A 23,984-nucleotide genomic window follows, 5' to 3' on the forward strand; every position below is an offset into this window, starting at 1 on the left:
CCCATTAAAGTGGCACGCGAGCTGGGTTCAGAACGTCGTGAGACAGTTCGGTCTCTATCTATTGCGGGCGTTAGAAATTTGAGTGGATCTGATTCTAGTACGAGAGGACCGAATTGGACTGACCTCTAGTGTATCTGTTGTCTCGCCAGGGGCACCGCAGAGTAGCTACGTCGGGAAGGGATAAGCGCTGAAAGCATATAAGCGCGAAACCCACCACAAGATGAGATTTCTTTTAAGGGTCGTGGGAGATGACCACGTTGATAGGCTATAGGTGTAAAGGCAGTAATGTCATAGCCGAGTAGTACTAATAACCCGTAAGCTTATGTATCGATACCGTCCCGAGTAATCGGGACGGGTCAGCTTTGTTTACCTTATCTTATCGCAGTGTGTTAAGACATTAGTCTCGTTAGTGACGAGACGGTTGATTGTTGCTGGTTATTTGTTGATGGAAACACCAACACCACAAAACCGACAACCGACAACCAACCTTTTAAGGTGGTTATTGCGTCGGGGCTCACCTCTTCCCATTCCGAACAGAGAAGTTAAGCCCGACAGCGCAGATGGTACTGCATCACTGTGGGAGAGTATGTCGCCGCCTTGTTTTTTAGTGAGGCCCTTCACAAATTGAAGGGCCTCATTTTTTTATTAGAAATTAGAAATTTTGAATTATAAGTAGAACCTGCCTATTGGCAGGTTTTTTTGGAATGCGATAGAACTACTTCCTTGCTAAATCATGACAAGACTTGTAAAGGTGCACTAAACCGCGTGAGGGAAAGCAGTGGAAAGCCCACAGCGCAGGGCAACGGAGCGCGGACTTGCAACGGATTGCCCGACCCGGAGGGGCACGCACAACTAATAATTATGAATTTTAAATTATGAATTTCGATTAAGCAGCATAGTAAATTTACTATGCTTTCTTTTTATAACAATTCTAAGGCACGTTCAAGAGCCATGCCGCGACTTCCTTTAATCAAGACTAAAGCAGGTGGATGCGTTTTGAATTGGGCTTTGAATGCTTCAAAATCAGGGTAAAAGTGAAGGTTGTTTTGTGTGGTTTTAACGGTATCAAACCATTTTCCGATAAAGTGACATTCCAATTCAGGGGCATCAGGGATTGATTGTACTATTTGTCGGTGTTCATTTTCACTTTCAGGACCGAGTTCAAACATATCACCTAGTATCGCAATTTTAGGGGTTTTGGTTAATTGTATAAAATTTTCTAAAGCAAGTTTTAAACTGCTAGGGTTTGCATTGTAGGCGTCTAATATGATTTCGAAATTATTTTTTTGAATAATTTGTGAGCGGTTATTTTCTGGAATATACCCTTCAATAGCGTGTTTAATTGCTTTGGTTTCCACTTTAAAGTAGTTTCCTATTGTGATTGCTGCACAGATGTTAGTGGCATTGTACAAGCCAATTAAATTTGAATGGATAATGATATTTTGATACTCAATTGTCACAAAAGGATTGGCTTGAATGGGACCAAAAGTGATATCAGCACTGTTTTCTTTTATGGTGAAAGTAAAGCGTTTATGCATGTTAGATTTTTCCAATTGAATCGGGTCATCGGCATTAATGAACGCCATTTTTTGATGGGAAAACAAATGGGCATACATTTCACTTTTTCCTTTGATAACTCCTTCAACGCCACCAAATCCCTCTAAGTGTGCTTTGCCAAAATTGGTAATGTAGCCAAAATCAGGTTCAGCAATTTCACAGAGGAGTTCGATTTCTTTTTGATGGTTTGCCCCCATTTCTACGATGCCTATTTCCGTTTCTTTGGTAAAACTGAGCAGCGTTAGGGGAACGCCGATATGATTGTTTAAATTTCCTTTGGTGGCTTTGGTGTTGTATTTTTTCGAGAGCACAGCCAAAATCAATTCTTTCGTTGTAGTTTTTCCATTACTTCCAGTAAGTGCAACAATTGGAATGCCCAATTGCCTACGATGGTATTGCGCCAATTTTTGTAACGCTTCTAAGCTATCTTCAACAAGAATAGTGCGATCATCTATAAAATAGTCAGGGTTGTCAATAATTACATAGGACGCACCGAGCTCTAGCGCATTTTTGGCAAAAGAATTAGCATCAAAACGTTCCCCTTTTAAAGCCACAAACAGGCTGTTAGGGACAATGGTACGCGTATCAATACTGAGAGAAGTACAGCTTAAAAAAGCTTTATACAAGTTCGCTATATTCATGTTTTAAAACTATAAAAAAAGCCCTAAAAATAGGGCTTCTTTTTTTATCTAATAGATGATTAACGCTTTTTGTTGCGTGCTGTTTTCTTTTGATCCGATTTGGGTCCAACACGTGACATGGCACAACGGAAACCGATGTAGTCTGTGGCCATATCTTGTGGGAAGTAACGTCGTTGTGCAGGGTCAAGCCAATACGCTCTGTCTCTCCAAGAACCACCTTTGTATACACGAACATCGTCGTTGATAAGCGTCGAACGCTTATTGGAACGGTCGAATTTACGAATCATATTACCAATAGAATCCACACTTACATTGTGTTTTGGAGAATCGTACATACGCTGGTCGTCTTTTAACTTCGCTTCAGTTCCTCCTTCAGATCCAAAATCAAAATAGCGTGTGGATTGTTTGTCCCCATCACGGTAGTTTCTGTGATCGCTTTTGTCAAAGTTTTGACGTAAATATGTTTCTTTTTCATCAACAGCTACCTGAGCTATCTGTCCGATAAAGTTTCTAGAGATTACTTTTCCGTTAGGTAACGTGTCAAAACGTTGTGTTTCAGCGGTAACTAATTCTACTTTACCATCTTCACCAATTTTGTTTTTGGTATACACGTTTCCACGATAGTAGTTGAAGTCATTGGCTTCATCGTCTACAATCGGACGGTACACATCAGCAACCCATTCGGCTACGTTACCGGCCATATCATATAAACCAAAATCGTTCGGTGGATACGATTTTACTTTGTTAGTAATGTCAGCACCATCATCAGACCATCCAGCCAATCCACCGTAATCTCCTTTTCCTTGTTTGAAGTTAGCCAATTGGTCACCTCGAATTTGACGTTTGCTAGAACGGGTATAACCACCTGACCAAGGATATTTTTTCTGCCCTTTGTAAATATTGTATTCACGCTGTCCGATATCGGCAGCTGCAGCATATTCCCATTCCGCTTCTGTTGGTAAACGATATTCTGGTAAAATTAAACCAGAGGTACGTTGCGCATATACGTTTTTAGCCTCTTGTGTTTCACCTTTAGCATTAGTAGTCGCTTTTCCTTTAGAACCTCTACGGCCTTTCAAAACGACTTCTTCATTACCACCAAATGTTTTGGTAGGCGCAGCTAAATAGGTTTCGGTATCAAATGTAGCATCAGCCTTTGCTTCTGTGACCTTAGCATCTTTTTTCAAATAGCCTTCGCGCTCAAGGATAGCCTCGTTTACACGGTTAGTTCTCCATTTTGCAAATTCTGTTGCTTGAATCCAATTCACACCCACTACAGGGTACTCTGCATACGCAGGGTGTCGCAAGTAGTTATTGGTCATCGTTTCATTATACCCCAAACGATCTCTCCATACAAGAGTGTCAGGAATAGCGCCTTCGTAAATATTTTTATAATTTTCTTCTTCAGGAGGAAAAACACGTTTTAACCAATCTAAGTATTCCATGTACATTAGATTTGTTACTTCAGTTTCGTCCATGTAAAACGATTGCACGTGCTGTTGGTTTGGGGTGTTGTTCCAGTCGTGCATCGGATCATCGGCCACTTTACCCATGGTGAAAGTACCGCCTTCCACTAAAACCAATCCAGGACCGGTTTCTTGTTTTTTGAATTTAGAGGCATATTGAAAACCTCCTTTTTTGTCGTTAATTTTCCAGCCGGTGGCTTTCGATCCGCTGTTGGAGCTTGATTTCTTGCTACAACTGGAGAATCCGGCCAGCAAAATTACCGCAAAAAACCATCGCATTGCCATAAATTTGTTTACTTTCATACTCGTTAGTAGGTAATTAATTTTAGTGGCGCAATATAAGCATTAACCTTGATATTGCAACTACTTTTTTAAGAAACTGTATTTTTTTTCGTCTTTTTCAAAACGTAACATTTCTTTTGATATTGTATACCTTTGAAAAAATTAATTTTATCTTCTCAAAATAAACCTTTGACAACAACGTTTGTATGGTAATGAAAAAAGTTGCTATTCTACTTGGAATTTTCTCCATGATTTTTTCGTATGCTCAAAATTCAGGGCAGCATACGCTCATTTGGGCGACCCAGCAAAACTATAAACAAGGCTTGAATTCTATTGCGATACCGCATTTTTCAAATGATGGTTTTGAATTTGATGCAGAAAAAAAAGCTATATACTTTACCTTTAAACTGAGTCCTACATCAGGGCTGCCCAATTCCGAAGTACTTATTCAAAACCCAGTTTATACGCTTGTGTCCGAATCCGAATTGGGAATTTTGGATAAGTCTGCCATAAAAGAATCCTTACAAAAAGAAGTTTTTTTGTATTTCAATAGAACTGCTCCGATGGTTCAGGTTCGTTTGTCTCCTTTCGTAAAAATCAATGGACAATATCAGAAATTACTTTCTTTCAGTTATGCTCTCCAGAATTCAAGTAAAGCAGCTCAACCGGAAGCAAACAGTATCCCTCCTTTGACTAATTCAATGTTGTCTTCGGGAACCATTAGACGATTTTATGTAGAAAAGTCAGGAGTATACAAACTTACTCGTAGTTTCTTGAGTAGTTTGGGCGTGCCTGTGAATACAGATCCGCGAAAAATCAAAATTTTTGGACATGGGGGTCGTATGGTACCTTTATCGAATCAAGTTGATTTTCCCTTTGATCCCGAAGAAAATGCCATTCAATTTGTTGGAGAGGCTGATGGAAGTTTTGATAATGAAGATTACATCCTCATGTATTGTGAAGGAATGGATAATTGGAGCGCTGAAAACGAAACCCATTTGAATCTTTATGCGGATCGTTCCTATTATTATGTTGTGGCAAGTGCTGATAATGGAAAACGAATGGCTCCAATAACACAACCTGCTGGAGCGCCTACGCAAATTTTTACCACTTTTGATGATTATCGATACCATGAAGTAGATTTAAATAACATAGGTCGTTTGGGACGGGTTTGGTTTGGTGAAAATTTCAGTACTGAAAACGAACAAGAGTTTGAATTTTCATTCCCAAATGTTTCCACCTCAGCTCCGACACGTTTGACAATTCATGCAGGAGGAAATTCATTTTCTACATCCAATTTTAAAGTAATGGTTAACGGACAAAATGCCGGAACCCTAAATCTATCGGCAGTGATCCCCGATTCAGGAACAGAAGCGTCTCACAATTACCTCAATACTTCAGTAAACACTACCACCAATTATACGGTGAAACTCACTTACGATAATGAAGGTGTCCCAACAGCTCGTGGATTTTTGGATTATATTTTTTTAAAGACACGTTCCAATTTAACGGGTACTGGCAAACAGTTCCGATTTACCGATGAGAATTCAGCTTTCACTTCGGGAATTGGAGAATTCCAAATAAGCAATGCTTCCACCATTCAACAGGTGTGGGATATTAGCGATATCTACAATATAACGCAAGTTTCGAATACTACAGGGGCTTCGTTTTCTTTCAAAACAGCATTGGGTTCGTCCAAACGATTTATTGCAGTTTCCGAATCAGATTATTATACTCCCTTACGCGAGTCCAACCCTGGTGTAGCTAATCAAAACTTGAAAGGAACTTTGTTCTTAGATGATAACGGCACTTTCCGTGATATTGATTACGTTATTGTAACGCCCGAAAACTTAAAAAGTCAGGCGGATGTATTGGCCAATTTTCATCGTTCCTACCATGGCTACAATGTCAAAGTGGTAACGTTGCCCATGATTTATCAGGAATTTAACAGCGGAAAGCAAGATATTGGTGCCATTCGCAACCTTATGCGCTATATCTATCACAATGCTTCGCAGCCGGCCAATCGGGTAAAGTATTTGAATTTGTTTGGCGATGCGTCGTATGACTTTAAAAACAGAATTTCCAACAACACCAATATCGTTCCTATTTACCATGCGTTGAGTAGTTATTTTTCGGGTGAAACTTCGTTCGCCTCGGATGATTTTTTTGCTTTAATGGATGCAGCTGAAGGTGATCCATTGTCGGGTTTTGCGGCCGATTTTGCGGTGGGACGTATGTTGGTTTCCACGCCTCAGCAAGCCGCTGAAATGGTCAATAAAGTGTTGGAATACCACGACTTACAATCGTATGGAAGTTGGCGAAATAATTACGTTTCCATCTCCGATGATGCCGACAAAGATCCTGATGCCAGTCTACAAGTGCGGCAAAATATACTCACAGACGCTATTTACACTCAAAAGCCCTTTATCAATTTCAGAAAAATATTTTTGGATTCTTATGTGCAACAAACGTCTTCTGGGGGCGATCGTTATCCGCAAGCTAAATTGGATTTGAGTAATGCCTTTGAAAAAGGGGCTTTGGTATTTAATTATTTAGGACATGGGGGAGAAGACGGCTTAACCGCGGAACGTTTGTGGGATAAATTTGATGGATTTAACTATCAGAACCGCTTTCGCTACCCTTTATTTATCACAATCACCTGTGAGTTTTCTCGTTTTGACAATCCATTACGACCCACAGCAGGGGAGTATACCTTTTGGAATCCGAGAGGGGGAGCCATTTCCTTGATTACAACCATTCGTTCTATAGGGCAGTTTCAGGCTGAAAATTTCAACGATAACTTGTCGAGCAAACTATTTGCTTACGGGTCAAATACTTATGTGTCAATTGCTGAGGCCATGCGTCAAGCCAAAATTATGTCCAATAATAATTCGGCGACACGGGTCGTCTTTTATTTAGGTGATCCCGCTTTGAAATTAGCCATCGCCAAACCCAAAGTTGTTTTGACCAAAATTAATGACGTCCCCATTACGCAACCCACCGATGATTTAAAAGCGTTGGCTACGGTGAAATTAAGTGGCGAAGTACAAGATGAAAACGGTCAGCTTTTGTCCAGTTACAATGGAGAATTATCAATCAATGTTTTCGATAAAAACTTTACCAAAAATGCTTTAAATAATGATGGTTTTACGACACCGTTGACTTTCGAAAATTTAGGAGAAACCATTTTCCGTGGGAATGTAAGTGTGGTCAATGGTCAGTTTGAAGTTACTTTTGTCGTGCCACGAGATATTCGAATTCCTTTAGGACCAGGGCGCGTAAGTTTTTATGCCAAAGGAACCCAAGTCAATACGGATCGTACGGGACATAGTTTTGATATTCGCGTGGGTGGTGTCAATACAGCCGCAGTGGCCGATAATATTGGTCCCCGTGCCCGATTGTTTATGAATGATGAAAGTTTTGTCGACGGTGGAATTACCAATCCCTCTCCTTTCTTACTAGCCTTTTTAGAGGATGAGCATGGCATTAATACGGCAAGTGGAATCGGACATGATATCATTGCCATTTTGGATGGGGATGAAATGAATCCTTTTGTCTTGAATGACTATTACGAAACCGAGTTGAATGATTTTACCAAAGGAAGAATTCGTTTTCCGTTGCGCGACTTAGCGAAAGGACCGCACACCATTGTATTCAAGGCTTGGGATGTGTACAACAACCCTGTCACTGTTGAGATTCATTTTGTCGTGGCGGATGGCAATGGGATTACCCTGACAAATGTCTTAAATTACCCCAATCCTTTTGTGAATTACACCGAATTTTGGTTCAATCATAACCGTCCTTTTGAACCGTTAGAAGTTCAAGTGCAGATTTTTACAATCACGGGAAAAATTGTAAAAACGATTAACCAAACCGTGACCACAGAAGGCTTTTTGAGTCGACAAATTCAGTGGGATGGGCTCGATGATTTTGGTTCTAAAATCGGGAAAGGCGTATATGTATATAAACTCACGGTGCGGTCAACACTCAATGGCAATACCGCAGAAAAAATTGAAAAATTGGTTATACTATAAAAAATACTATATTTGATAACTTTTTTAAAATGCAACAATGAAGAAGCTAATATGGGCGCTGAGCCTCCTAAGCATCACTACTACAATTAACGCGCAACAACGAGTTATTACTACCGGTGTTCCCTTTTTAATGATTGCTTCCGATGCCCGTGCAGCTGGTTTGGGTGATCAAGGGGTGGCCACTTCTGCCGATGCCTATGCGCAACAATGGAATCCTGCTAAGTTTGCTTTTGCTACCGATAAACAAGGGTTTTCGTTAGGGTATACGCCTTATTTGACGCAGTTGGTCAACGATATTTCTTTGGGACAAGTGACCTATTACAACCGGATTAATGAGCGAAGTGCTTTTGCTGGTTCCTTGCGATTTTTTAGCTTGGGAGAAATCGAGTTACGCCAAAGTTTTGATGATCCCGCCAATGTAGTTAAACCGAATGAATTGGCTTTAGATGGGTCCTATGCTTTGAAATTGAGTGACCGTTTCAGTATGGCGGTGGCCGGACGTTATATTCGTTCCAACTTACGAATTCCAGATGCCACTACAGATGCTCGAGCGGCCAATACCTTTGCTTTTGATGTAGCGGGTTTTTTCCAGTCGGAGGAATTTGCTTTAGATGATTTTAATGGACGTTATCGTTTGGGGTTCAATTTCCAAAATTTGGGGCCCAAAATTAGTTATGATAATGATGAAAGTGATTTAAACTCCAATTTTATCCCAGCTAATATGCGTTTGGGGGGTGGATTTGATTTCATTTTGGACGAATACAATAAGGTGTCATTAAACGTGGAAGCCCAAAAATTATTGGTTCCCACACCTCAAGTAGGATTTGATAATGGCACATACAATGGAACCGATATGAATAACGATGGAACGATTGATTCCGTCGATATGCAGTTGGCCACGGAAGAATACAAGCGTATCAATTGGGTGTCGGGGATTTTCCGTTCCTTTGGTGATGCGCCAGGAGGATTTTCCGAAGAGTTACGAGAAGTGAGTTATTCGGTAGGAGCCGAGTACAATTACCAAGATGCCTTTGCCATGCGTTTGGGTTATTTTAATGAAAGTAAAGATAAAGGAGGGCGTAAGTTTTTTACCCTCGGTGCTGGATTCAAGTACAACATCGTTCGTGTTGATGTTTCGTATCTGTTCTCTGCCTCTCGCATTAGAAACCCACTAGAAAATACGCTTCGTTTTTCGTTGACGTTTAACTTTGGCGACAAATATGAAGATTATTAATCGATAGTAATTACCAACGATACAATCCAAATTTCAATACGAAGTTTGGATTTTTTTTCCGCAATACGGTATGAAAGAACTTACCATTCAAACGGTCTTTAAAGTCTTCGATGCACTTGACCAAACGCCAACCGAAGTGCAAGCTTTGATGGAAAAAGCGATTGCTGCACGAAACACCGCCTATGCACCCTATTCTCGCTTTCGTGTGGGAGCGGCTTTACTTTTAGATAACGGTGCGATTGTAGTAGGCTCTAATCAGGAAAATGCGGCCTATCCTTCGGGACTTTGCGCCGAACGTGTTGCTATTTTTCAAGCCGGTGCATTATACCCCAATGCAGTCATTACTACGCTGGTCATCACCGCTACTTCTGAAACCAATCCCACCTTGTCGCCAATTCCACCCTGTGGGGCTTGTCGTCAGTCAATTGCCGAGTATGAGTTTCGACAAGATGCACCCATTGCCATTTATTTTATGGGTGAAAAAGGGGTGGTGTATCAATCCGAGTCCATTGCCAATTTGTTGCCTTTGACTTTTGATAAAACCGCCTTATAAACTAAAACGATGTAGTTAATATTTCCTCTATAAACGGTTGCTAAAAACTATTTTTTTAGGGGATTTAATTTTTAGTTCTACAATCATTATTCTATTTTTGCATTCCGATTATTCAGTGAATTAAATAATTTCGCACAATCGTGCCCACAAAATTTTGTAAAACGCAGTAATTCAGTCAAAATGAAAGAAATTACCAAAGAAGTTTACCTGCAATGGTATGAAGATATGCAGTTCTGGAGAAAGTTTGAAGACCGTCTCGCTGCTGTATACATTCAACAAAAAGTTAGAGGTTTCCTTCACCTATATAACGGACAGGAAGCGGTATTGGCTGGTGCCTTACACGCGATGGATTTATCCAAAGACAAAATGATTACCGCTTACCGTAACCACGTTCAACCTATTGGAATGGGCGTAGATCCACGCAAAGTTATGGCAGAGTTGTATGGAAAAGTTACTGGAACATCCAAAGGAATGGGAGGTTCGATGCATATTTTTTCTAAAGAGCACGGATTTTATGGCGGACACGGAATCGTTGGAGCACAAATCCCAGTGGGAGCCGGAATCGCTTTTGCCGACAAATATTTTGAAACAGGTGGGGTAACGCTAACCTATTTTGGGGATGGTGCGGCCCGTCAAGGGTCACTTCATGAGGCTTTCAATATGGCGATGAATTGGAAGTTACCGGTGGTTTTTATTTGTGAAAATAACGGATATGCTATGGGAACTTCTGTAGAGCGAACCGCGAATCATACGGACATTTGGAAATTAGGATTAGGATATGAAATGCCTTGTGGCCCCGTAGATGGGATGAATCCTGTGAAAGTGGCCGAAGCAATGCATGAAGCGATTGAACGTGCTCGTCGCGGCGATGGACCTACGTTTTTAGAAATGAAAACGTACCGTTACCGAGGGCACTCTATGTCGGATGCACAGTTGTACCGAACCAAAGACGAGGTTGAAGAATACAAAAAAATTGATCCTATCACGCAAGTTTTAGATATTATCAAAGAAAAAGGATACGCTACTGAAGCTGAAATTGAAGCGATTGACGAGCGTGTCAAAAATTTAGTGGACGAGTGCGAGCGTTTTGCCGAAGAGTCCCCTTATCCCGAAGTACAACAATTGTACGATGTGGTGTATGAAGAACCGAATTATCCATTTATTCCCCATAAATTATAAGCAATTATGGCAACAGTAGTAACGATGCCCCGCTTGAGTGATACGATGACCGAAGGAACGGTAGCAACATGGTTGAAAAAAGTGGGTGATACAATCAAAGAAGGTGATATTTTAGCTGAAATCGAAACCGATAAAGCCACCATGGAGTTTGAATCTTTCAACGCTGGGGTTCTTTTACATATCGGTATTCAAGAAGGTCAGTCAGCTCCTGTTGACTCGCTATTGGCCATTATTGGTCAGGCAGGGGAAGACATCAGTGCTTTGTTGAATCAGGGAACTGCTGCTCCGGCTTCCAACGTTACTGCCGATGCTCCGGCTGCCACACCCACATTTACGTCGGCTCCTGCGGCCACAGCTCCTACAGGTATTCAAGTAATTACGATGCCTCGTTTAAGTGATACCATGACTACAGGAACCGTAGCTACTTGGTTAAAAAAGGTGGGCGATACCGTAAAAGAAGGCGATATCTTGGCTGAAATCGAAACCGATAAGGCTACCATGGAGTTTGAATCATTTCATTCAGGAACTTTATTATACATTGGCATTCAGGAAGGAGAATCTGCACCAGTAGATAGTGTTTTGGCGATTATTGGGCCTGCAGGCACCGACGTACTTGCTTATGCTGAGTCGTTGAAATCAGGTGGAGTTCCTGCGGCAACTCCGGCTTCTGCACCTGCTGAAACCCCAACTTCAGTTTCTGCTACCACGCCTGTAGCTGCTCCGGTAGTTCAGGAAGGAGGTCGCATTTTTGCATCGCCATTAGCGCGTCAAATTGCGAAAGAAAAAGGTATTGATTTAGGTCAAGTTAAAGGGACAGGTGAAAACGGACGTATCGTGAAAAGCGATGTAGAGCATTTTACAGTGGCTCCTGTTGCCACAGCTTCTGCACCTGTTGGAGCGGCAACGGCAGGGGCTTCAGAAGTGAAACCTTTCGTTCCTGCGGGATCCGAATTTGCCGAGCAAATCAAAAACTCCCAAATGCGCAAAACGATTGCACGTCGTTTGTCAGAATCCATATTTACCGCTCCTCATTTTTATTTAACCATCGAGGTTGCCATGGATGAAGCCATGAAGTCACGCGGTGTAATCAATTCAGTACCCGATACCAAAGTGTCGTTTAACGATATGGTGATTAAAGCGTGTGCGATGGCTTTGAAAAAGCATCCTAAAGTAAATTCGCAATGGAGCGATGAAGCCATCACAATCAATCACCATGTACACATTGGTGTGGCTGTAGCGGTTGAGGATGGATTGGTTGTTCCTGTCGTGCGTTTTACCGATCAAATGACGTTGTCACAAATTGGAAATGCGGTTAAAGATTTAGCAGGGAAAGCCCGCAACAAGAAATTACAACCATCCGAAATGGAGGGCAGTACTTTTACCGTTTCCAATTTAGGAATGTTCGGAATCACCGAGTTTACCTCGATTATCAACCAGCCTAATTCCGCTATTTTGTCTGTGGGTGCTATTATTCAAAAACCTGTCGTTCGTGATGGGCAAATTGTAGTAGGACACACCATGAAAGTAACCCTAGCTTGTGATCATCGTACCGTCGATGGAGCAACAGGGGCCGAGTTTTTACAAACGTTACGCACTTTCTTGGAAAATCCAGTAACCATGTTAGCGTAAAATAAATTTAAATGATACAAAAAATCCTGCTCGATAAAGCAGGATTTTTTATTTTTTGATAGAACGATTGCTACTGACTGTTACTTGTGGCAATAACAAACTTGAGTTTATTTTTCACTCCAATTTGAAGTACATCGACCAAGTCTTGTACTTGAAGATTGTAAGGAATGCGAACAACAATGGTTTCGTCTGATCCGGGAGTGATTTTGGACATTAATACCGATTCTAATTGGTCAAAAGGAACTTCTTCCTTGTCCAAAAAGTATCTTTTTTCCTCGGTAACCGAAAGGCTAATTAATTGTTTGTTCGTTTTCTCATTATTTTTTGACTTGGGCAACGTCATTTTAATCACATTCGGATTCGCCAAGGTTGAAATGATTAAGAAAAACAACAAGAGGAAAAACATGATGTCGCTCAACGAAGAAGTCGCGACTTCAGCATGAAAGCGTTTATTTCGTCTTACCATTGGGTCGTTGAATTATGTTGACAAACTCTAAAACTTGTTTTTGAATGCTTAATACGAAGCCATCAATTTTACCATTAAACAAGTGGTAAGCTGCATAAGCGATGATACCCACGACAAGACCCGCTCCTGAACTAATCATTTTTTCATACAACCCCCCCGAGATGTTACCAATACTGATATCTTCTGTTTGTGAAATGCTGTAGAAAATTTTAATAACCCCCGAAATCGTTCCGATGAATCCCAACGTAGGTGCAATACCCGCGATTAAACCTAACTGTCCCAGTTTTTTCTCCATTTCGCCCACCTCAATATTGGCCGCACGCTCCATATTGGATTCAATTTCAGAAATTGGTCTACCAATCGTTAAAATTCCCTCGCGCAACACATAACCTGAAGCGGTGTTGTTGCGTTCGGTGATGGTTACAGCACGTTGTAATTCTCCTGAATTTAATGCCTCACGTACATCACGGGTGAGATTTGGGTCGATTTTCGAGCGTTTGTGGATATACAACCAACGCTCAATGATAATGAATAACGTATAAAATAGTAAAAGTGCAATAGGAATAAGGAAAAAACCTCCTTTGGTAACAAACTCCAAAACGGAAATTTCTTTAACGGCAACCGTGTTCTCTATGACTGCCCCTGTCGCTTGTGTAATACTGTCGTTTTGAACTTGAAGAAAAAATAAATTCATAGTGTTACTTAGTTTTATAATAGTGGAATTATTCTCAAATTTGCCCTAAAGATAAAAGCAGTTACAATACTAAACTAAAATTTTAGAAAAATATTTTATCTCAAAATTAGTTATCACAAAAGAAATGAACTACGCCGAAACTGTTGCTTGGATGTTTTCCCGTTTGCCGATGTACCAACAGGTAGGAGCGGTTGCTTATAAAAAAGATGTAACCAATACGCATGCTTTTGCAGAAGTTTTAGGGCATCCTGAGCGTTCATTAACGTGTATCCATGTTGCTGGAACTAATGGCAAAGGGTCTACGTCGCATTTGCTTGCCTCCGTCTTACAAACAGCAGGCTATAAAGTAGGATTGTATACTTCACCCCATCTCAACGATTTTCGGGAACGAATACGGATTAATGGGGAGGTGATTGAAGCCGATTTTGTAGTGGATTTTATCGCTACCCATCGTGCGTTTTTGGAACAACAGCAGTTGAGTTTTTTTGAGATGACGGTAGGAATGGCTTTTGCCTATTTTGCAACTGCCAAAACCGACATCAATATTATAGAAGTAGGCATGGGAGGCCGTTTGGATTCCACCAACATAATTACGCCCGAAGTCGCTGTGATTACCAATATCGGGTTGGACCACACCCAATTTTTGGGCACGACACTTCCAGAAATTGCTGGAGAAAAAGCAGGTATTATCAAAGTGGGCGTACCTGTAGTGGTGGGCGAATGGGATGCAGCAACACAAGCCGTCTTTGAACACCGTGCTCAAGCGCTACAAGCGCCTTTACATTATGCGGGAGCGTTACAAACGACAACCTATCCCTCTGTATTGTTGGGCAGGTATCAAGAAGCAAATAAAAAGACGGTACAACAAACCCTGGTCGTACTTCAATCACAAGGAAAGTTTATAGTCCCAGAAGTAGCAATACAAAAGGGATTTATGGAAGTAATGGAGCGAACCGGATTGCGGGGGCGTTGGCAAATTTTGGGACATCAACCCAAAATCATTGCCGATACGGCGCACAATGCACACGGATTACGGGTGGTTATGCCGCAACTTTTGGCCGAGCCATTTGTCCAATTGCATATTGTTTTGGGGGTGGTCAATGATAAAGATTTGGACGAAATTCTTCCGTTGTTTCCTGAAAACGCCTTGTATTATTTTTGTAAGCCTAACGTGCCAAGGGGATTAGATGCCGAAATTTTACGACAAAAAGCGGAAGAATTTAAACGTAAAGGAAAGGTATTCTCTTCCGTTTCAGAAGCTTATGATGAGGCTAGAAAACAAGCGGGTTCTGACGATGTAATCTATGTGGGTGGGAGTACTTTTGTAGTCGCTGAACTTTTTTGATTTTTTTTAATTTTTTCCTTGCAGAAACAAAAAACAGTCTTATATTTGCATCCGCAATCAAGCACTAATCGGGCGATTAGCTCAGCTGGTTCAGAGCACCTCGTTTACACCGAGGGGGTCGGGGGTTCGAACCCCTCATCGCCCACAAAGCAAGTCCTACGACTTGCTTTTTTTATGGACTTCGTTCTGTAGTTTGTATGGGTCATTAACTCAGCGGTTCAGAGTGCTACCTTGACAGGGTAGAAGTCACTGGTTCGATTCCAGTATGACCCACAAAAACAAAAGCCTTTCGTAATCGAAAGGCTTTTGTTATGTTTTAAATTTAACTATTAGACGTTGAAGATTAGCGTCAATGGAAATTAAGGGAGCATCTACCAATCTCCGCTGGCACCCCCACCGCCAAAGCCGCCCCCGCCGCCAAAGCCACCCCAACCTCCAGAGGACGAGCCACCACCCCAACCGCCACCGGAACCACGTCCTAAGCTGCTAAGAATGATGATGTCGGCCAAGTCAGGACCACTGAATCCGCTGCCACCTCGACCACCGCCACCGCGTTTATTCCGCGAAGCAATCGCGATTATAATAATGAAAACAATCAAAAAGATAAAAAAGACGATGCCACCCATCAAGGTGTCGCCCGATTTGCCTTTACGATCGTTTTTGTATTCACCTTTGAGGGTTTTGAATATCGCTTCGGTTCCCGATTGAATGCCCCCGTAATAATCCCCTTTTTTGAAAAAAGGTTTCAGGTCTCGTTCAATGATACGTCGCGATTGCGCATCAGTAAGTAGATGTTCTACGCCATAGCCCGTGGCAATCGTCATTTTCCGGTCTTCAAGCGCAATAAGAAGGACGACGCCATTATCTTTTCCTTTTTGCCCTATTTGCCATGCTTGTCCCAAATCGGTAGCATACCGGTTGATGGATTCTCCTTGGGTGGTTTTTACCATCATCACAAAAATCTCGGTCGAGGTACTGTCGGAGTACACTTTAAGTTTTTCATACAACGAGGCCAATTCCGCTTTCGACAACGTTTGGGTACTATCGATGATGGGCGGAATAAATCCGGGTTTTTTGGGAATGGTAACCTGCGCCAAACTGCATTGATGCACCGCCAACATAGCCGTCAAAAGGAGGAACTGAGCGAGTTTATAGGCCAATTTGATCATCCTTTTGAAATTTCATTGGTTAATTCGTTGGTGTCCTCTTCCGTGTAAGGGAAATAGTGTTTCAACTGTTCCCCTACAAGGTGGATACCCTCACACAGCGCAGTAGCATTTTTCCCCTCTCGAAAGTAGTTTTGCATCACCTCTTTGGTAGTATCCCAAAAGGTATGGGTCACCTTTTCGTGTATGCCTTGGTCGCCACAAATGGTAAACTTGCGACTTTCAACGGCGACATAAATTAGTACCCCATTGCGTTGTGCGGTAGCTTCCATTTTCAATTCGTAAAAAACTTCCAAAGCGCGTTCCATCGCCTCCTTGGTGAGCGTTTTTTCCAAATGCACACGAATTTCCCCCGAAGTCGCTTTTTCCGCTTCTTGGATGGCCATAACCACCGCTTTCTCCTCGTCGGGTGTTAAAAATTGATCTACCGTTGACATGGGTCTGAATTACTTCTTGCTATTGAAATCGAAATTAACATCGGGTGCTTTTTCGGCGCCTTCTTCGGCTTTGAACCGCGCCATTTCATCAAATCCAAAGAGTTTGGCAAACAATACCGAAGGGAAGGTTTTCGTACTTTTGTTGTACACGTTTACCGACTCGTTGTAGCGATCACGTGCTACATTAATGCGGTTTTCAGTGCCTTCTAATTGCGACTGTAATTCCAAAAAGTTTTGGTTGGCTTTCAGGTCGGGGTATTTTTCTACCACTAACAAGAGTCGGTCTAAAGAACCTTTAAGACCCGATTGCGCTTGTTGGAATTTTGCTAATTGATCTGGGGTAATGTTCTTCGGATCAATCGTTACATCAGTCGCCTTCGCACGCGCATTTACGACAGCCTCTAAAGTTGATTTTTCAAAATCGGCTGCGCCTTGCACGGTTTTAACCAAATTTCCAATCAAGTCATTTCTGCGTTGGTAGGCACTTTCCACATTGGACCAAGCGGTTTTTGCATTTTCTTCTTTACCTACTAATCCGTTATACGAACTCACCCCTATAATTGTTAGTATAATTCCGATAAATACAATTACTGCAAGGATAATTAGAATAATTTTACCTGTATTACTTTTCATGATTAATAATTTTTTAATTTATTTAAATTAGACGATCTTCTTGATTTCTTGTTACGCAGTTTGTACAAAACGTTTTCTTCCTGTAAGAATGTAAATCAACCCTACCACCGACCCCATAAAAATCAACCCTAATATCCATAGCATTTTATTCGCGCGCTCATTTTTAGAATTCGACACTTTGAGGATGGCTTTGATTAGAAAAGTACCGTAACAAATGGCACCTAAAACAAATAGAATCGAACTATACGGCATGGAATTCATTATAAAATATATTCCTGTCAAAGGGAAAATAACCGCCCCGATATAGGCAAATACAACTAAATTTTTCATATTATAAACTGTTTTTAATTTTCTGCAATTCTGTTTTCACCGCTTCGAGTTTGGCGATGATTTCAAACGTATCCAACGTTTTTTTCTGTTTGTCTTTCAAATGGGTTTTGGCTCCTTCCAAGGTAAACCCGCGCTCTTTCACCAAATGGTAAATCAATTGCAGGTTTTTGACATCTTCCTGCGTAAACATGCGGTTGCCCTTAGCATTTTTTTTGGGTTTCAAAATATCAAACTCCTTATCCCAAAAACGAATCAACGAAGCATTGACCCCAAAGGCTTTGGCGACTTCCCCAATGCTGAAATACAATTTATCTTTTGATAGTTCAATATGCATAGTTCTTTGTGTTTATATGGTTAATCAAGCGATTGGTTCTCTTGGTTGGCAATTTTCGAAATGACCACATATTCTGCCGCCGAAATATTGCCGTAATAAAAATTAATCGGATTCACAGGCTTCCCCCCTTTGTGCACTTCATAATGCAAATGGGGCGCTTCACTTCGACCTGTACTGCCTACAAAGCCAATTATATCGCCGCGTTTTACCCGCTGTCCGGGTCTAACTTTTATCTTACTCAAATGGGCGTACAAGGTGAGGTAACCGTACCCGTGGTTGATTTGAATATGGTTTCCGTAGCCCGATAATCCGTTGTCTGCCCGTTTCACTACGCCATCACCCGTAGCGTAAATTGGAGTTCCCGTGCGCGCCGTAAAGTCCATCCCTTCGTGCATTTTTCGCGCTTTGGTAAACGGATCTGTGCGGTACCCAAACCCCGAAGCCATCTGCTTCAAGTCCTCATTCTTCACCGGTTGTATCGCCGGAATCGAAGCCAACAACCGCCCTTTGGTTTTCGCCATTTTCAAAATCGCATCCAACGAACGCGACTGCACCACCAACGCTTTAGCAATCTCATCTACTTTTTTATGGGTGTTAATGACTAGGTCAGCGTTGTTAAAGCCCTCCAACTCGCGGTACCGATCCTGCGTAATGATCCCCGCTCTTCGATCGGCTTGAGCAATCGGATTGGCGTTAAAATACACCCGATACAAATTGTTGTCTCGCTCCTCCAAACTCGTCAACACCGCATCCAACTGTTCAATTTTTTTATTCAAAATCGAGTAGCTGATTTTCATGTTGTCAATTTCCCGTTTCATCATTTTATCCTTGGGCGTTTCAAGGTACGAGGTATTCATAACCAACACAAAGCTCAAAAATCCAAACAATGCCGAAGCAACCAGAAACAAGAGTGCATACGCAACTTTCGTGCGTTTTTTAGGCTTGATTTTACGATAGGCCAAGCTCTCTGAATCATAATAATATTTTACTTTCTTCGACATGCGGTAATTTACTATTTTTGTGGCGGTAAACGCCGAACGGTAGTTATACGAACAAATTTAGGAAATGTTTCGCGCAAACCTAAATTTTGTTGCAGTTCCACAGTGGTGGCTTGATTATCAGGAGCATAAACCCCCGAGTTTTATGTCATCCCCTTCCTGCTCCCGCCCGTCGCTTTGTCCGCTACGCTCCCAAGAGCTCCAACAAGGGCGGTATCAGGGCTATATCGAACATCCGTTTGCCAAAACCAAACCATAAACCAATTGAAATTCGCCCATGAAATCGCAGGACATTCGCAAAGCGTACCTCCAATTTTTTGAAAGTAAAAACCACTTGATCGTGCCTTCTGCGCCTATTGTTTTAAAAGACGATCCCACGTTGATGTTCAACAACTCCGGAATGGCGCAGTTTAAGGAATTCTTTTTAGGCAACGGTACGCCCAAGAGTCCCCGTATCGCCGATACCCAAAAATGCCTTCGCGTTTCGGGAAAACATAACGATTTAGAAGATGTAGGGTTCGACACCTACCACCACACCATGTTTGAAATGCTAGGCAACTGGTCGTTTGGCGATTACTTCAAAAAAGAAGCGTTGGCCTGGGCTTGGGAGTTTCTCACCGAAGTACTGAAATTAGAGAAAGACCGGTTGTATGTTTCCGTATTTGAGGGAAATCCCACCGAAAATGTTCCCTTCGATCAAGAAGCTTTTGATATTTGGAAACAATATGTATCGGAAGATCGAATCATCTTAGGGAATAAAAAAGACAACTTCTGGGAAATGGGCGATCAAGGGCCGTGTGGTCCTTGTTCTGAAATTCATATTGATTTGCGCACCGACGCCGAGCGTGCTGCCGTTTCAGGTCGCAGTTTGGTCAATGCCGATCATCCGCAAGTGGTGGAGATTTGGAATAATGTTTTTATGGAATTCAACCGTAAAGCCGACGGATCGCTCGAAAAGCTACCTGCACAGCACGTGGACACTGGAATGGGCTTCGAGCGTTTGTGTATGGCCATGCAAGGTGTAACGTCCAATTACGACACCGATGTGTTTACCCCTTTGATCCAAAAAGTGGAACATATTACCGGGTTACACTACACCAACAACGAAATCAAGTCCATTTCAGAGGAACAAAATAAAATCAATATTGCCATCCGGGTCATTGTCGATCACGTGCGTGCCGTAGCCTTTGCTATTGCCGATGGACAATTGCCGTCCAATACAGGAGCCGGGTATGTGATTCGCCGTATTCTTCGCCGTGCCATCCGTTACGGATTTACTTTTTTAAATCAAAAAGAAGCGTTTATCTACCAATTAGTAGCGGTTTTGGCCGATCAAATGGGCGAATTCTTCCCCGAAATCCGTGCCCAACAAAACTTGGTCACCAATGTAATTAAAGAAGAAGAAGCGTCATTTTTACGTACGCTCGAACAAGGATTGCAATTGCTTGATAAAGTGGTGGCCGAAACCCAAGGCAAAGAAGTCAAGGGAGAAAAAGTATTTGAACTGTACGATACCTTCGGGTTCCCTAAAGATTTGACGGCTTTGATTTTGAAAGAAATAGGATTTACCTATCAAGAAGCCGAGTTTGAAGCGGAGTTGGCCAAACAAAAAGCCCGTTCGCGCGCGGCCTCCGAAGTGACCACCGAAGATTGGAAGGTTTTGATCAACGGCAATGTAGAAACCTTTGTGGGGTATGATCAAACCGAAAATGAAGTGAGAATCACCCGTATCCGTAAAGTGGATTCCAAAAAAGACGGATTGTTATACCAAATCGTTTTGGATGCCACGCCTTTTTACCCAGAAGGAGGGGGACAAGTGGGCGATAAAGGTTCGCTCATTTCCGCCAACGAAGTCATTGAAATCATTGATACCAAAAAAGAGAACAATCTTATTTTACATTTTGCCAAGTCATTACCTGAAAATGTAAATGCCGTTTTTGTCGCCAAAGTAAATACCGATTTGCGCACCGCAACGTCCAAAAACCACTCGGCCACGCACTTGATGCATTTGGCATTGCGCACCGTTTTGGGAACGCATGTGGAGCAAAAAGGATCGTTGGTGAATCCCAATTATTTGCGTTTCGACTTTTCGCATTTTGCCAAAGTCACCGATGACGAGATTCGTCAGGTAGAAGTCTTTGTCAATGCGCGTATTGCCGAGCAATTGGCTTTGGTGGAATACCGTAATTTACCCATTCAAGAAGCGATGGCCAAAGGCGCGATGGCCTTGTTTGGTGAAAAATATGGCGATACCGTTCGTATGATTGAATTTGGTGAAAGTCGGGAGTTGTGCGGTGGAATCCATGTGAAAAACACGGCAGACATCTGGCATTTCAAAATTGTTTCCGAAGGCGCTGTCGCGGCGGGAATTCGTCGTATTGAGGCAATCACCGGCATGGCAGTAGCTGATTTCTTTGCCCAGCAAGAAGCGGCCTTGGCCCAAATCAAAGAAACGTTGAAAAATCCGCAAGATGCGTTGAAAGCCGTGGTGAGTTTGCAGGATGAAAATGCCAAATTGAAAAAGCAAATCGAGCAATTAGTAAAAGATAAGGCTAAAAATCTAAAAGGTGAATTAGCCGCTCAACTACAATCGGTGAATGGTGTCCGTTTTTTGGCGACTCAAGTGGATTTAGATGCCAACGGAGCCAAAGATTTAGCCTATGAATTGGGGCAAAATCAAACCGATATCTTCTTGGTTTTGGCCACTGTAACCGATGATAAACCCATGCTAACATGCTATATTTCGAAAGAATTGGTGGATAGCAATGGCTTAAACGCAGGACAAGTGGTCCGCGAGTTGGGCAAGTACATCCAAGGCGGTGGTGGTGGACAGCCGTTTTTTGCCACAGCAGGAGGGAAGCATGCCCCTGGAATTCCTGAAGCATTAGAAAAAGCCATTACTTTCATACAATAAAAAAGCGCCTCCTTTCACGGGAGGTTTTTTTTGACCCCTTAATTCGTATTTTTGAAAAAAAATAATCCATGCAGTTGCACACTCATGTTCCTGTAAACCCTATGGAAAACCCCCTCAGTTACCAGGCGAAAGTCTTTAGTATGGGGTCGTGTTTTGCCGAAAATATGGGTAAAAAGCTAGACGATCATGGCATTACTACTTTAACCAATCCTTTTGGAATTATTTTTAATGCTATTTCCATGCAACGCTTGGTGGAGCGAATAGTACATCAACAAGCGTTTAATGAAGAAGATGTTTTTTTTCACAACGAACTCTGGCAATCCTATGAAGTGCATTCGGCGCTCAGCACAATCGATGCAAACGATTACCTAACTACCCTAAATGCCCAGTTGAATGTTACACGGGACTATCTTGAAACCGCCACACATTTTATCCTCACTTTGGGGACTTCTTGGGTCTATACTTATCAGGGCAATGTTGTGGCCAATTGCCATAAAGTGCCCAATGCCCAATTTGAAAAAAGGCTCATAAGCGCGACAGAAAATGAACAAGCACTTTTAAAAAGCATCGAATTGGTTCGGCAGCTTAACCCAACGATACAATTTATTTTTACCGTATCTCCAGTTCGACATACTAAAGATGGATTTTTAGAAAACCACATGAGTAAAGGCAATTTGTTGCAAGCGATTTACAACCTAAAACAAAACGATAACAAGTGGTATTATTTTCCAGCTTATGAAATTGTAATAGATGAATTACGGGATTACCGCTTCTATGCTGCTGACCTTATTCATCCCAATGCCCTTGCCATTGACTATATCTGGGAACGATTCTCTACGGAGGCTATTTCAAGTGAAAGCCATCCTGTTATGAAAGAGGTTGTTGAATTAAAACGGGCATTACAGCATCGTCCTCAGCATGAACATACGCAGGCTTGGAGAAAATTTCAACAGCACTTATCCCAAAAAATCGAAACATTTCAACAAAAATATCCTACGATATGCATTTCCTTTGTTCTCGATAACAAGGACTAACCCAATTCCCGTTCCAAACGTTCCCAGCCACCGCCGTTCATCACTTCAACACCTTGTGCTTTCAGTATAGAGGCAGCCTGAGCACTGCGCATGCCACTGCGGCAACACACAATGACGGGTTGGTTTAGTTTTTTGATTTCGGCTATTTTTCCGTTGATGATTTGTAGCGGAATGTTTTTCGATCCTTTGATATGCCCCGAAGCAAATTCTTCATAGGTGCGTACGTCAATAATAACAGCTCCTTTTTGCCAAAAATCTTTCGCACTTTCTCCTTTGCTCCCAAAACCTAAAATGTTGAATAATCCCATACTATTATTTTTCACCAAAGATAAACGACCCGTTGCTCGCACAAGGTAACCTAAGTTACCAAACGCAAAATTGTGTACATTTGACTCCCATGAAACCCACCGATCGCAAAACGGAAATCATCAATGTCGCCGCCCGACTCTTTAAAGAGAAAGGCTATAGCGCCGTAACGGTTCGCGATATCGCCCAAGCTCTAAATATTAAAGCGGCCAGTTTATACAATCATATCGCTTCCAAACAAGAAATTCTCGTACTCATCGTCATCACCATCGCTGAAGAATTTACTAATGTAATGGAAGAAGTCCAACAAAGTGACGCAACCGCAATCGCCAAAATCGACCGCATTATTCAATTGCACATCGACATCACCCTCCGCAATCCCGATGCACTCGCTTGTTTAAATAACGATTGGATGCATTTGGAAAAGGAAACCGTGCTGAAATATTTCCTAAAAATGCGCACCGATTACGAAGAAAATTTTCGTCAAATTGTGAAAGAAGGCGTGCAAAACGGCGAAATTCAACACCGCAATCCCGAAGTCATTATTTTCTCCATTTTATCCACCCTGCGCACCCTCTACATTTGGTACAACAAAACCAAAAGCCTCAACGAAAATACCTTACGCGATGATATGCGCAACGTATTACTCCACGGTATCACCGTAAACGCACGTTAAAAATTTACAACGATTTCGTAACCCATTAAAAAAATCATTAAATTTGTAACGTAAACTAACAATTGTTAGTTAAAAA

At 41.9% G+C, this 23,984-nt stretch carries 20 protein-coding genes, 2 tRNA genes and 2 rRNA genes; 13 read left to right on the forward strand and 11 right to left on the reverse strand.

Annotated elements, in window-relative coordinates; genetic code table 11:
• Both Q0037_RS04200 and rrf read left to right on the forward strand, forming a co-directional pair.
• Window positions 1-328, forward strand: a 23S ribosomal RNA gene (locus Q0037_RS04200); the annotation flags it as partial.
• A gap of 163 nt (window positions 329-491) precedes the next feature.
• Window positions 492-601, forward strand: a 5S ribosomal RNA gene (gene rrf / locus Q0037_RS04205).
• A 319-nt stretch (window positions 602-920) separates the two neighbouring features.
• Here rrf and murF read toward each other — a convergent pair.
• Window positions 921-2,198 (reverse strand): UDP-N-acetylmuramoyl-tripeptide--D-alanyl-D-alanine ligase, encoded by a 1,278-nt coding sequence (gene murF / locus Q0037_RS04210; RefSeq protein WP_297515908.1) that lies wholly within the window; start codon window positions 2,196-2,198, stop codon window positions 921-923.
• A 59-nt stretch (window positions 2,199-2,257) separates the two neighbouring features.
• A complete protein-coding gene (gene gldJ / locus Q0037_RS04215; protein WP_297515911.1) occupies window positions 2,258-3,967 on the reverse strand; it encodes a gliding motility lipoprotein GldJ in 1,710 nt (569 codons plus the stop codon).
• A 191-nt stretch (window positions 3,968-4,158) separates the two neighbouring features.
• Between gldJ and porU the strand changes: the two genes are divergently transcribed.
• The 5 genes from porU (at window position 4,159) to Q0037_RS04240 (ending at window position 12,575) form a co-directional block, all read left to right on the forward strand.
• Entirely contained in the window at window positions 4,159-7,980 is a 3,822-nt protein-coding gene (porU, locus tag Q0037_RS04220) for a type IX secretion system sortase PorU (RefSeq protein WP_297515914.1), read from the forward strand.
• Window positions 7,981-8,017: 37 nt separating this feature from the next.
• The gene (gene porV / locus Q0037_RS04225; RefSeq protein ID WP_297515917.1) at window positions 8,018-9,214 is read left to right on the forward strand and encodes a type IX secretion system outer membrane channel protein PorV; all 1,197 of its coding nucleotides are present in this window, start codon (window positions 8,018-8,020) and stop codon (window positions 9,212-9,214) included.
• Between the two features lie 70 nt (window positions 9,215-9,284).
• Window positions 9,285-9,767 (forward strand): cytidine deaminase, encoded by a 483-nt coding sequence (gene cdd, locus Q0037_RS04230; RefSeq protein ID WP_297515920.1) that lies wholly within the window; start codon window positions 9,285-9,287, stop codon window positions 9,765-9,767.
• A 180-nt stretch (window positions 9,768-9,947) separates the two neighbouring features.
• Window positions 9,948-10,946, forward strand: coding sequence for a pyruvate dehydrogenase (acetyl-transferring) E1 component subunit alpha (gene pdhA / locus Q0037_RS04235; RefSeq protein WP_288041279.1), 999 nt, complete (start codon window positions 9,948-9,950; stop codon window positions 10,944-10,946).
• 6 nt (window positions 10,947-10,952) lie between these two features.
• On the forward strand, window positions 10,953-12,575 hold the full coding sequence (locus tag Q0037_RS04240; protein ID WP_297515927.1) for a pyruvate dehydrogenase complex dihydrolipoamide acetyltransferase: 1,623 nt from the start codon (window positions 10,953-10,955) through the stop codon (window positions 12,573-12,575).
• Window positions 12,576-12,645: 70 nt separating this feature from the next.
• Here the strand turns inward: Q0037_RS04240 and Q0037_RS04245 are convergent, their stop codons facing one another.
• Window positions 12,646-13,041 carry a biopolymer transporter ExbD gene (locus Q0037_RS04245; RefSeq protein ID WP_073364112.1) on the reverse strand — a complete coding sequence of 132 codons (396 nt, stop codon included), beginning with the start codon at window positions 13,039-13,041 and terminating at the stop codon, window positions 12,646-12,648.
• Complete coding sequence (locus tag Q0037_RS04250) at window positions 13,025-13,735, reverse strand: MotA/TolQ/ExbB proton channel family protein (protein WP_297515932.1); 711 nt, start codon at window positions 13,733-13,735, stop codon at window positions 13,025-13,027. Before Q0037_RS04250 ends, Q0037_RS04245 begins: the two co-directional genes overlap by 17 nt.
• A 124-nt stretch (window positions 13,736-13,859) precedes the next feature.
• On the opposite strand from Q0037_RS04250, the gene Q0037_RS04255 reads away from it, so the two are divergent.
• The 3 genes from Q0037_RS04255 to Q0037_RS04265 all read left to right on the forward strand — a co-directional run bounded on the left by Q0037_RS04255 (window position 13,860) and on the right by Q0037_RS04265 (window position 15,353).
• The gene (locus Q0037_RS04255) at window positions 13,860-15,080 is read left to right on the forward strand and encodes a folylpolyglutamate synthase/dihydrofolate synthase family protein (protein ID WP_297515934.1); all 1,221 of its coding nucleotides are present in this window, start codon (window positions 13,860-13,862) and stop codon (window positions 15,078-15,080) included.
• Window positions 15,081-15,150: 70 nt separating this feature from the next.
• A tRNA-Val gene (locus Q0037_RS04260) sits at window positions 15,151-15,225 on the forward strand.
• 54 nt (window positions 15,226-15,279) lie between these two features.
• Window positions 15,280-15,353: transfer RNA gene (locus Q0037_RS04265), tRNA-Val, on the forward strand.
• Between the two features lie 98 nt (window positions 15,354-15,451).
• Here Q0037_RS04265 and Q0037_RS04270 read toward each other — a convergent pair.
• The 6 genes from Q0037_RS04270 to Q0037_RS04295 are packed head-to-tail and all read right to left on the reverse strand — an operon-like array spanning window position 15,452 to window position 18,981.
• The gene (locus tag Q0037_RS04270; protein ID WP_297515936.1) at window positions 15,452-16,249 is read right to left on the reverse strand and encodes a YgcG family protein; all 798 of its coding nucleotides are present in this window, start codon (window positions 16,247-16,249) and stop codon (window positions 15,452-15,454) included.
• Complete coding sequence (locus Q0037_RS04275) at window positions 16,246-16,683, reverse strand: TPM domain-containing protein (protein ID WP_297515939.1); 438 nt, start codon at window positions 16,681-16,683, stop codon at window positions 16,246-16,248. Before Q0037_RS04275 ends, Q0037_RS04270 begins: the two co-directional genes overlap by 4 nt.
• Window positions 16,684-16,692: 9 nt before the next feature.
• Window positions 16,693-17,316: a LemA family protein gene (locus Q0037_RS04280; protein WP_297515941.1), complete on the reverse strand. Its 624-nt coding sequence runs from the start codon at window positions 17,314-17,316 to the stop codon at window positions 16,693-16,695.
• Between the two features lie 51 nt (window positions 17,317-17,367).
• The gene (locus tag Q0037_RS04285; protein ID WP_297515944.1) at window positions 17,368-17,646 is read right to left on the reverse strand and encodes a hypothetical protein; all 279 of its coding nucleotides are present in this window, start codon (window positions 17,644-17,646) and stop codon (window positions 17,368-17,370) included.
• Window position 17,647: 1 nt separating this feature from the next.
• On the reverse strand, window positions 17,648-17,980 hold the full coding sequence (locus tag Q0037_RS04290) for a MerR family transcriptional regulator (protein WP_297515947.1): 333 nt from the start codon (window positions 17,978-17,980) through the stop codon (window positions 17,648-17,650).
• 20 nt (window positions 17,981-18,000) lie between these two features.
• Entirely contained in the window at window positions 18,001-18,981 is a 981-nt protein-coding gene (locus Q0037_RS04295; protein WP_297515950.1) for a M23 family metallopeptidase, read from the reverse strand.
• 274 nt (window positions 18,982-19,255) lie between these two features.
• On the opposite strand from Q0037_RS04295, the gene alaS reads away from it, so the two are divergent.
• Window positions 19,256-21,892, forward strand: a complete 2,637-nt coding sequence (alaS, locus tag Q0037_RS04300) for an alanine--tRNA ligase (protein WP_297515952.1) — start codon at window positions 19,256-19,258, stop codon at window positions 21,890-21,892.
• 68 nt (window positions 21,893-21,960) lie between these two features.
• Window positions 21,961-22,926: a GSCFA domain-containing protein gene (locus Q0037_RS04305; protein ID WP_297515955.1), complete on the forward strand. Its 966-nt coding sequence runs from the start codon at window positions 21,961-21,963 to the stop codon at window positions 22,924-22,926.
• Here the strand turns inward: Q0037_RS04305 and Q0037_RS04310 are convergent.
• A complete protein-coding gene (locus tag Q0037_RS04310; protein ID WP_297515958.1) occupies window positions 22,923-23,234 on the reverse strand; it encodes a rhodanese-like domain-containing protein in 312 nt (103 codons plus the stop codon). The genes Q0037_RS04305 and Q0037_RS04310 overlap by 4 nt on opposite strands.
• A gap of 89 nt (window positions 23,235-23,323) precedes the next feature.
• On the opposite strand from Q0037_RS04310, the gene Q0037_RS04315 reads away from it, so the two are divergent.
• Window positions 23,324-23,908 carry a TetR/AcrR family transcriptional regulator gene (locus Q0037_RS04315; RefSeq protein ID WP_297515961.1) on the forward strand — a complete coding sequence of 195 codons (585 nt, stop codon included), beginning with the start codon at window positions 23,324-23,326 and terminating at the stop codon, window positions 23,906-23,908.
• The last annotated feature ends 76 nt before the right edge of the window (window positions 23,909-23,984 follow it).

Source organism: Flavobacterium sp. (assembly GCF_027482425.1).
In the GTDB taxonomy this organism is placed as follows: Bacteria; Bacteroidota; Bacteroidia; order Flavobacteriales; family Flavobacteriaceae; genus Flavobacterium.